Below are 9,253 nucleotides of genomic sequence, written 5' to 3' on the forward strand. Positions count from 1 at the left end.
CCGCCCCGGGTAACCCGGGCCCACCCTCGCGGGTCGGGCCGCGGCGGGGGCCGGGGCCGGGCAACCGGGGCCCAACGGCCGGAGTCCGGCCGCCCCGGTGGGCGCCGGCGGACCGGCGGGTCCGGCCGCACCGGGGGACCGGGCGCGGACCGGTGCCGCGGTACCGGGCGCTGGCTCCGCAGGGGCAGCCGCGACAGCCGGATCCGCCGAGGAGGTGATGGAGGCCGTTCTGGAGATCGTCCACACCAGGACCGGATACCCGCGGGACATGCTCGACCCCGAACTGGACCTGGAGGCCGACCTCTCCATCGACTCCATCAAGCGGGTCGAGATCATCGGCGCCCTCGCCGACCGGATCGGACTGCCCCGGGACCCCGGCGGCTCCGCCGAGTCGGCGGTCGAGGAGCTGTCCCGGATCAAGACCCTGCGCGGCATCGTCGACTGGATCACGGCCCACGCCGGCCCCGCCGCCCCGGCCCCGGGAGCGAGGGGGGCCGGACCGGCGTCCGCGTCCGCAGCGCCGCAGGAACCCGCAGAGGGGCGGTCGCCCGCGACAGCGGAGGCTCCGCCGACGGCCGGTCCGGGTCCGCGCGCGGCGCTGCGGCGGATGCGGGTGGACGAAGTGCCGGTCGCTGCGGCCGGCGGAGACCCCGACGGTCTGCGGGGGCTGCGGATCGGCGTCGTCGAAGACGGGCAGGGAGTGGCGCTCGCGCTCTGCGGGGCGCTGGAGGCTCACGGGGCGCAGGTGGAGGTGCTGGCACAGGCCTGCGCCGGATTCGACGGCATCGTCGACCTGTCCGCGCTCCGCGCCGGAGCGGACCCCGTGCTCCCCGCCGCCTTCCCGGCGCTCAAACGCGCCCTTGCCGGCGGGGTCCGCCGTCTGGTCCTCGCCGCCACCCCCGCCGACGGGCTGCACGGCTTCGCCCGCAGCGCCGCCCTGGAGTTCCCCGGCGTCCTCGTCCGGGCCGTCGGCCCGCACCCCAAGGAGGACCCCGAGCGGATCGCCGCCCAGCTGCTCGCCGAACTGTGCGACCAGGGCGCCGGGTTCGCCTCGGTCGGGTACACCGCCCAGGCGCTGCGGACCGCCCGCGTCCCGGTCCCGGCCCCCCTCGGCGCAGCGCCCGCCGGCCCCGGAGGCGGTACTCCCGACGCCTCGGCCGGCCGCAGTCCGCTCGGGCCCGGGTCCGTCGTGCTGCTCACCGGCGGGGCCCGCGGGATCACGGCCCGTACCGCGGTCGCGCTGGCCCGGGCCACCGGATGCCACGTCGAGCTGGTGGGGCGCACCCCCGAACCTGCCCCGCAGGAGGACGAGTTCGTCCATGCCGGCGACCGGGTGGCGCTGCGCGCCGCCCTGATCCGCAGCGGTCTGCGCACGCCCGCCGAGATCGAGGCCGCCGCCTCGCGGATCCTGGCCGCGCGCGAGGTGCGGGCCACGCTGGCCGCCCTCGCCGGGACCGCCGCCTCCGTCCGCTACCACTGCGCGGACGTCACGGACGCGGACGCCGTACGGGCCGTCGTGGCCGGCGTACGAGCCCGGCACGGCCGGCTCGACGGCATCGTGCACGGCGCCGGGACCCTGCGCGACGGACTGCTCCGGGACAAGGACCCGGCGGCGTTCACCGAGGTGTTCGACACCAAGGTGGCCGGAGCCCGGCACCTGGCGGCCGCGGCGGCCGAGCACGGCAGCACCCCCGCACCGGCCTTCCTCGCCCTCTTCGGCAGCGTCGCCGGGGTGTACGGCAACCGCGGCCAGACCGACTACGCCGCCGCGAACGACGCCCTCGACGGGCTCGCGCTGTCCTGGGCCGGCACCTTCCCGGGCCGGGTGCTGTCCGTCGACTGGGGCCCGTGGGCGGCCGGGGCGGGCGGGATGGTCACGCCCGAGCTGGAGCGCGCGTACGCCCGGCGCGGCGTCCCGCTGATCACCCCGGAGGCCGGGACGGCCGCGTTCCTCGCCGAACTCGCCCACGGGAGCGAGGTACAGGTGGTCCTCATGGCCGAGGGGGGCACGGACCATGAGTGAGCGAGGGCGCAGCGGACCCCGGCCGGCCGACGCCGCCGTCGTCGGTATGGGCGCGGTGTTCCCGGGCGCCGCGGACCTGGCCGCGTACCGGCGCAACCTCCTCGCCGGCACGGACTGCATCACCGAGGTGCCGCCCGGGCGCTGGGATCCGCAGGTGTACTACGACCCGGAGGGCGCCGCCGGGCCGGTGCACGGGGACCGGTTCTACTGCCGGCGCGGCGGTTTCGTCGACGGCCTGGCGGTCTTCGACCCCACCCGGTTCGGGATCATGCCGGCTGCCGTGGAGGGGGCCGAGCCGGACCAGATGCTGGCCCTGCACGCGACGGCCGAGGCGATCGCCGACGCGGGCGGCGAGGACCGGCTGCCGGCCGACCGCTCCCGGATCGGGGTGGTGCTGGGGCGCGGCGGGTTCATGGGGGTGGCGACCGCGCGCCTCGACCAACGGGTCCGGACGGCGCACCAGTTGGCGCAGACCCTGCGGGAGCTCGTGCCCGAGCTGGGCGAACGGCGGATCGCGGCGGTGCGTGCCGCGTTCCAGGAGGCGCTGGGTCCGGAGCGGCCGGACGCCTCGATCGGGCTGGTGCCGAGCTTCACGGCGGCCCGGACGGCGAACCGGCTGGACTTCCGCGGCCCCGCGTACACGCTCGACGCGGCCTGTGCCTCCTCGCTGCTGGCCGTGGACCAGGCGGTGGGGCTGCTGGCGGGCGGCCGGTGCGACGCGGTGGTCGCGGGGGCGGTGCACCACTGCCACATCGCCACGCTGTGGAGCGTGTTCACGCAGCTGCGGGCGCTGAGCCCGAGCGAGCGGATCAGGCCCTTCGACCGGCGCGCCGACGGCACCCTGCTGTCCGAGGGCACGGGTGTGGTGCTGCTGAAGCGGCTGGCGGACGCCCAGCGGGACGGCGACCGGATCTACGCCGTGATCCGCGGCACCGGCGTGGCCGGGGACGGCAGGGCGGCCAGCCTGATGAGCCCGCTGGTCGCCGGCCAGGTACGGGCGCTGGAGCGGGCCTGGCGGGAGGCCGGCCTGGATCCGCGGGCGCCGGGCGCGCTGGGGCTGCTGGAGGCGCACGGGACCGGAACACCGGTGGGTGACACGGCCGAACTGGACACGCTGGCCCAGGTGTTCGGGCCTGCCGGGGCCGCGGGGCCCGAGGTCGGCTTCGGCTCGGTGAAGTCCATGGTGGGACACACCATGCAGGCCTCCGGCATGGCCGGGCTGATCAAGGCGGCGCTCGCCGTGTACGAGGGGGTGCTGCCGCCGACCCTGCACGTGGAGGAGCCGCACCCGGACCTGGCCCGGACCCGGATGCGTCCGGTGACGGCTGCGGAGCCGTGGGAGCGGGGGCCGCAGCCGCGCCGGGCGGGGGTCAACGCGTTCGGCTTCGGCGGGATCAACGCGCACGCCGTACTGGAGGAGGCACCGGGTGCGGGGGCGCCGGCGCCCCCGGTACGGCGCTTCCTGCCCCTGGGGTCCGCGGCCGCGCCGGTGGTGGGGACGGGCGCGCGGGAGGACGTGCTGCTGCTCGGCGCGGACGGTCCCGCGGAGCTGGCCCGCCTGCTGGCCGCCGGGGCGGCCTCCACCGGCGACGGACCGTGCCGGCTGGCCGTGGCGGGGCCGACGCCGCAGCGCCTCGCGCTCGCCGCGAAGGCGGTGGCGCGCGGCCGGGCGTGGCGCGGACGCGGGGACGTGTGGTTCGCCCCGGAGCCGCTGGGCGGCGGTACGGCCTTCCTCTTCCCGGGCCTGGAACCGGAGTTCGCCCCGGCCCTGGACGACGTGGCCGATGTGATGGGGCGGGAGCGGCCACGGCTCGGCCGGGGCACCGAGCTGATGGGGCGGGCGCTGGACGCCATCGCCACGGGCCGCTTCTTCGCCGCGGTCCTGCCGGAACTCGGCATCCGGGCCGATGTGCTGGCCGGGCACAGCCTCGGCGAGTGGGCGGCGATGGTGGCGGGCGGGATGTACCCGCGGGAGGCGGCCGATGCCTTCCTGGACTCGCTGCGGCCCGGGTCGCTGAAGGTCCCGGACCTCGTGTACGCGGCCCTGGGCTGCGGCGCGCACCGGGCACGGGCCGCGCTGCACGGCCTGGACGCGGTGGTGGTCAGCCACGACAACTGCCCCCACCAGTCGGTGGTGTGCGGGGATCCGGCGGACGTCGTGCAGGTGCTGGAACGGCTGCGGCGGGAGGGGGTGCCGGGCCAGGAGCTGCCCTTCCGTTCGGGTTTCCACACGCCGATGTGGGAGCCGTACCTGGGGCAGGTCCGGGCGGCGTTCGCCCGGCTGCCGCTGCGCTCCGCGGAGCCCCCGGTGTGGTCGGCGACGACGTGCGCGCCGTTCCCGGAAGACCCCGACGCCGTCCGCGCGTTGGTCGTACGGCATCTGCTGGAGCCGGTGCGGTTCCGGGAGCTGACGCTCCGGCTGTACGAGGACGCCGGGGTGCGGACCTTCGTGACGATGGGGCCGGGCAGCCTGCCGGGCTTCGTGGAGGACACCCTGCGGGACCGGCCCCACCTGTCGGTGGCCACGTCCTCCCCGCGCCTGTCGGGGCCGGCCGCCCTCCGGCGGACCTGCGCCGCGCTGTGGGCCGGGGGGCACGCGCCGCGGTGGGACGGGCTGTCGGCCGGGACGGCCCGGTCCGCGCCGCCTGCGCCGGACCGGGCCGTCGCCCTGGACCTCGGCTCTCCGCTGGTCCGGCTGGGCGCGGGGGCCCGGGCCCTGGTGGACGGTCCCGGGCCGGGGCAGGAGCCGTCCGCGGCTCACGTGCAGGGGCAGGAGCCGCCCGCAGCCCGTGCGCCGGGGCCGGTGCCGTCTCCGCCTCCGATGCCGCCTCCGGTGCCGTCTCCGTTTCCGGCGCCGTCTCCGTCTGCGGTGCCGTCTCCGTCTGCGGCGCCGGACCGACCGGTGCCGTCCGCGGCGGCCGCGGACGGGCCCCCGCCGTTCGCCGCGGCCGCGGAGCGGCCCGTGCTGCTGTCCGCGCTGGACGCGGTGCTCGACGACACCCGGGCGGCCGCACGGGCGGTGACGCACGCCTGGTCGGCGGTCCGGGACGCCGCCCACCCCTCGGCCGCCGTGCCGGCGGGTCCCGGGGACCGTGGCCCCGGCCGGCCTCCGCTCGGCGGGCCGGCACCCGGGACGGCACCGGCCGGGGGCGTACCCGCCCCGTCCGGCCCCCGTCCGGCCGGCGCCGCGGCGACGCACCGGCTGCGGGTGTCCCTCGACGCCATGCCCTACGTACGCGACCACTGCGTGTACCTCCAGCCCGAGGACTGGCCCGAGGACTCCGACCGGTTCCCGGTCGTGCCCATGACGACGATGCTGGAGCTGGCCGCCGACGCCGCGCGTCGGCACGCCCCGCCGGGCGCCGCCGTCACCGGCTACGACGACGTGCGGGCCCTGCGGTGGCTCCCCGCCGCGCCCGCCGTCGACGTCGAGGTCGGCGTCCGCGTCGACGGCCCCGGACGGGTCCGGGTCCGGCTGGGCCCGTACGCCTCCGTCGTGGTGCTGTTCGGCCCGGGCCACGGGCGGCCGCCGGCGCCCGACACCACGCCGCTGCGGGATCCGGGCCCGGCCCCGGTCAGCGCCGAAGCCCTCTACCGGGACCGGTGGATGTTCCACGGCCCCCGTTTCGCCGGCGTCCACGAGGTCCGCACCGTCGGTTCGGACGGCATCCGCGGAGTGCTGCGCGCGCTCCCCGACCCGGGTGCGCTGCTCGACGCCGCCGGGCAGCTGTTCGGGCACTGGATGCAGCTCCGGCTGCCCGTCGACCGGCTGGTGTTCCCCGCCTCCGTCGACCGGATCCGGTTCCACGGGCCGACGCCGGCGCCGCAGGCCCTGGTCACGGCCACGGCCCGGATCCGGGAGGTCCGCGACGCCACCGTCCGCGGCGATCTCGAACTCCTCGACGCCACCGGCCGGGTGTGGGCCTCGATCGACGGCTGGACGTACCGCCGCTTCGGGGCGGACGAGCGGGTCTGGCCGATGAAGTTCACCCCCGAGGTGTGCGGGATCGGCGAGCCCCGGCCCGGCGGCTGGTGTCTGGCCCGGCGGCGGTGGACGGATCCCGCCTCGCAGGAGCTGGTGATGCGCCGCTACCTCGGCGCGGCCGAGCGCGCGGTGTACGAGCGGCTGGCACCGCGGGCCCGTGCGCCGTGGCTGCTGGGCCGGATCGCCGCGAAGGACGCCCTGCGCCGGCTGCTGTGGGACGGCGGCGCCGGCCCGGTGTTCCCCGCGGAGGTCCCGGTCGGCAGCGACCCGGCCGGGCGGCCCGTCCCCGGGGGGCTGCTCGCGCGCGGCTTCCGGCTGTCGATCGCGCACAAGGACCGGGTGGCCGTGGCCCTCGCGCATCCGTCCCGGCCCGTCGGCATCGACGTCGAGCCGGTGACCGGCGACCCCGGCGCACTGGTGCGGATCGCCCTCACCCCGGCCGAGCTGCTCCTCGCCGAGGAGCTGGCCGCCCGCGAGGGCTCCGGGCTGCCGTCCGCCCTGACCGCCCTGTGGTGTGCGAAGGAAGCCGCCGCGAAGGCGGGCGGCACCGGGCTGGGCGGCCGGCCGCGGGACTGGCGGGTCTCGCCGGACCCGGAGTCGGGCGGGCTGCGCGTGCTGTCGCCCGGAGGACACGCGCACCCGGTCCGTACCGCCGTCCTCCCCCCGGGCGACACCGGCGCCGGGCCCGGACCGGGCCCCGGGGCCGACGCGTACCTCGTCGCCTGGACCGCCCACCCCACGGCCCCTTCCCCCGTCCCCTTCCACCTCACGGAGACCAGCCATGGCCACTGACGTCCTCGCCGAGATCACCGGCATGCTCGTGGAGATCCTCGGCGACGAGTTCCTCATCGCGGAGGAGGTCACGATGAGTACGAGCTTCAACGAGGATCTCGCCCTGGAGAGCATCGAGTTCGTCGCCCTCGCCGAGCTGCTGCACCGGCGCTACGGCTCCGAGGTGGACCTGATGGGCTTCCTCGCGGAGAAGGACATGGACGCGATCCTGGCGATGTCGGTCGGTGATCTCGTCACCCACATCGGCCGGATCACGCACGCCTCCCTGGCCCGTACGTCGCCGCCCGCCCCGGCGCCCGCGACGCCCTCGACGCCCGGGGCGCCCGGTGCGCCCGGGGCGCCCGCCGACGGTCCGGCGGGCGCACCGGTCTCCACGACGACGGCCGGCTGAGCCCGCCATGGCCTTCGTCCCCGCGGGCTCGCTGCGCTTCCACGTCCAGCGGCTGCCGGCCACCGCCGCGGCCGCCCGTCCCGACCGTCCCGTGGTGGTGTTCCTGCACGGGCTGGTCGTGGACAACCTGTCCTCCTTCTACTGTCCCCTGGCCGTCCCGACGGCCCGGGCGGGCCACGAGGCCGTCCTCTACGACCTGCGCGGCCACGGCCGGACCGAGCGCCCGGCCACCGGGTACGACAGCCGCACGGCCGTACGGGACCTCGTCTCGCTGCTCGGCTCGCTGGACCTGGGGCACCGGCCGGTGCACCTGGTCGGCAACAGCTACGGCGGCACGCTCGCCCTGCACGCGGCGCTCGCCCGCCCGGACCTCGTCACCGGGCTGACCCTGCTCGAACCCCCGCTCAGCGGTACCTGGGTGGAGAACATGGTGGACACCCTGTCGGCGGCGGCGCTCAGCCTGGAAGACAGTCCCGTGCCCGCCGAACTGCTCACCCTGCGCCTGCGCAAGGCGGCGAACCTGACCTCGATCGCCGACGAACTGCTGAACCGGACCAGCCTGATCGACGACATCGCGGCGAGCCGGACCTTCACCGCGGCGGACTTCGCCCGGCTGGACTGCCCCACCCTGATCGTCTGCGGCGAACACTCCGAACTGGTACCGGGCGCCCGGGAGCTGGCCCACCACGCGGCGCACGCCGCGATCCGGATCCTGCCCGGGCTCGGCCACGACGTACTCAAGGAGAGCAGCGGGGTCCTGCGGGAGGCCGTGCTCGCCCACCTCGAGGCGACGGCGGCGCGCACCGTGCGGACCGGGCGCACGGCGCGTGCCCCGCGGGCGGGAGCGCTGGTCCGATGAGGGTGCTGTTCACCGTTCCGCCGCTGGCGGGGCACGTCAACCCGACGGTGGCGGTCGGCGCCGAACTGGCCGCCCGCGGGCACGAGGTCGCCTGGACCGGACCGGCCGGGGCGCTGGCCCGGCTGCTGCCGGCGCACGCCCGGATCCTGCCGGCCGGCGAGGGGGCGGGCGGCGGCTACACGGCCCTGCACGAGCGCTGGCGCGATCTGCGCGGGGTCGGCGCGCTGCGCTTCCTGTGGACGGAGGCGCTGGTACCGCTGGCCCTGTCGATGGTGGCGGGGGTGACGGACGCGGTGCACGCCTTCGCGCCGGACCTGCTGGTCGCCGACCAGCAGGCGCTGGCCGGTCCGGTGGTCGCCCACCGGCTCGGGATCCCGTGGGCCACCTCGGCCAGCACGTCGGCCGAACTGACCCGGCCCTTCGCGGACTTCCCGAAGGTCGGCGAGTGGGTGTCCGGGCAGGTCTCCGGATTCCTCGCGGCGTGCGGGCTGCCGGAGCCGCAGTGGGACCCGCGGTTCTCGGAGCGGCTGGTGCTCGTCTTCTCTACTCCCGAACTGGTGGGGAGCCAAACGGAGTTCCCCGCCCACTACGCGTTCGTCGGCCCCGCCTTCGGGGCCCGCCCGGCGGTGCCCGGTTTCCCGTGGCGGCGGCTGGACCCGGAGCGCCGGCGGGTGCTGGTCTCCCTGGGCACCCTCAACCAGCAGGCCGGGGGCCGGTTCTACGGGACGGTCCTGGAGGCCGCCGAACGGCTGTCGCACGACGTGCAGTTGGTGCTGGCCGCGCCCGCCTCGCTGGCCGGGCCGGTGCCGGAGAACGTCCTGCTCCGGGAGCGCGTGCCGCAGCTGGAGCTGCTGGCGCACCTGGACGCCGTGGTCAGCCACGGCGGGCACAACACCGTCTGCGAGGCGCTCGCGTACGGGCTGCCGCTGGTGGTCGCGCCGATCCGCGACGACCAGCCGATCGTGGCCCGGCAGGTCGTCGGGGCGGGGGCGGGGGTACGGGTCCGCTTCGGCAGGACCCGTACCGAGGAACTGTGCGGTGCGCTCAGGGCCGTGCTGGACGATCCCGGCCCCCGCCGGGGCGCCCGCGGGGTGCCCGCCGCCGGGGCCGCGCGGGGCGGGGGGGGGTGTCGCCCGGCCCCCCCGGGGGCGCGCGGGGGGGGGGGTGGGGGGGCCCGCCGCCCCCCCCGCGGCCCCCCCCCGC

General features: G+C 77.6%; 5 protein-coding genes. All 5 read left to right on the forward strand.

Features of this window, described 5'->3' with window-relative positions:
* The first annotated feature begins 217 nt into the window (after positions 1-217).
* A complete protein-coding gene (locus ACFXA3_RS24795; protein WP_385190261.1) occupies positions 218-2,023 on the forward strand; it encodes an SDR family NAD(P)-dependent oxidoreductase in 1,806 nt (601 codons plus the stop codon).
* A complete protein-coding gene (locus ACFXA3_RS24800) occupies positions 2,016-6,800 on the forward strand; it encodes a beta-ketoacyl synthase N-terminal-like domain-containing protein (protein ID WP_385190264.1) in 4,785 nt (1,594 codons plus the stop codon). The genes ACFXA3_RS24795 and ACFXA3_RS24800 overlap by 8 nt, the downstream gene beginning before the upstream one ends.
* Positions 6,790-7,191 carry an acyl carrier protein gene (locus ACFXA3_RS24805; RefSeq protein ID WP_385190266.1) on the forward strand — a complete coding sequence of 134 codons (402 nt, stop codon included), beginning with the start codon at positions 6,790-6,792 and terminating at the stop codon, positions 7,189-7,191. Before ACFXA3_RS24800 ends, ACFXA3_RS24805 begins: the two co-directional genes overlap by 11 nt.
* A 7-nt stretch (positions 7,192-7,198) precedes the next feature.
* The gene (locus ACFXA3_RS24810) at positions 7,199-8,050 is read left to right on the forward strand and encodes an alpha/beta fold hydrolase (protein WP_385190268.1); all 852 of its coding nucleotides are present in this window, start codon (positions 7,199-7,201) and stop codon (positions 8,048-8,050) included.
* Positions 8,047-9,253: glycosyltransferase (locus ACFXA3_RS24815; protein ID WP_385190269.1), on the forward strand; the 1,207-nt coding region annotated here is incomplete at its 3' end. The genes ACFXA3_RS24810 and ACFXA3_RS24815, both read left to right, overlap by 4 nt.

The organism is Streptomyces sp. NPDC059456 (genome assembly GCF_042750055.1).
Lineage (GTDB): Bacteria > Actinomycetota > Actinomycetes > Streptomycetales > Streptomycetaceae > Streptomyces.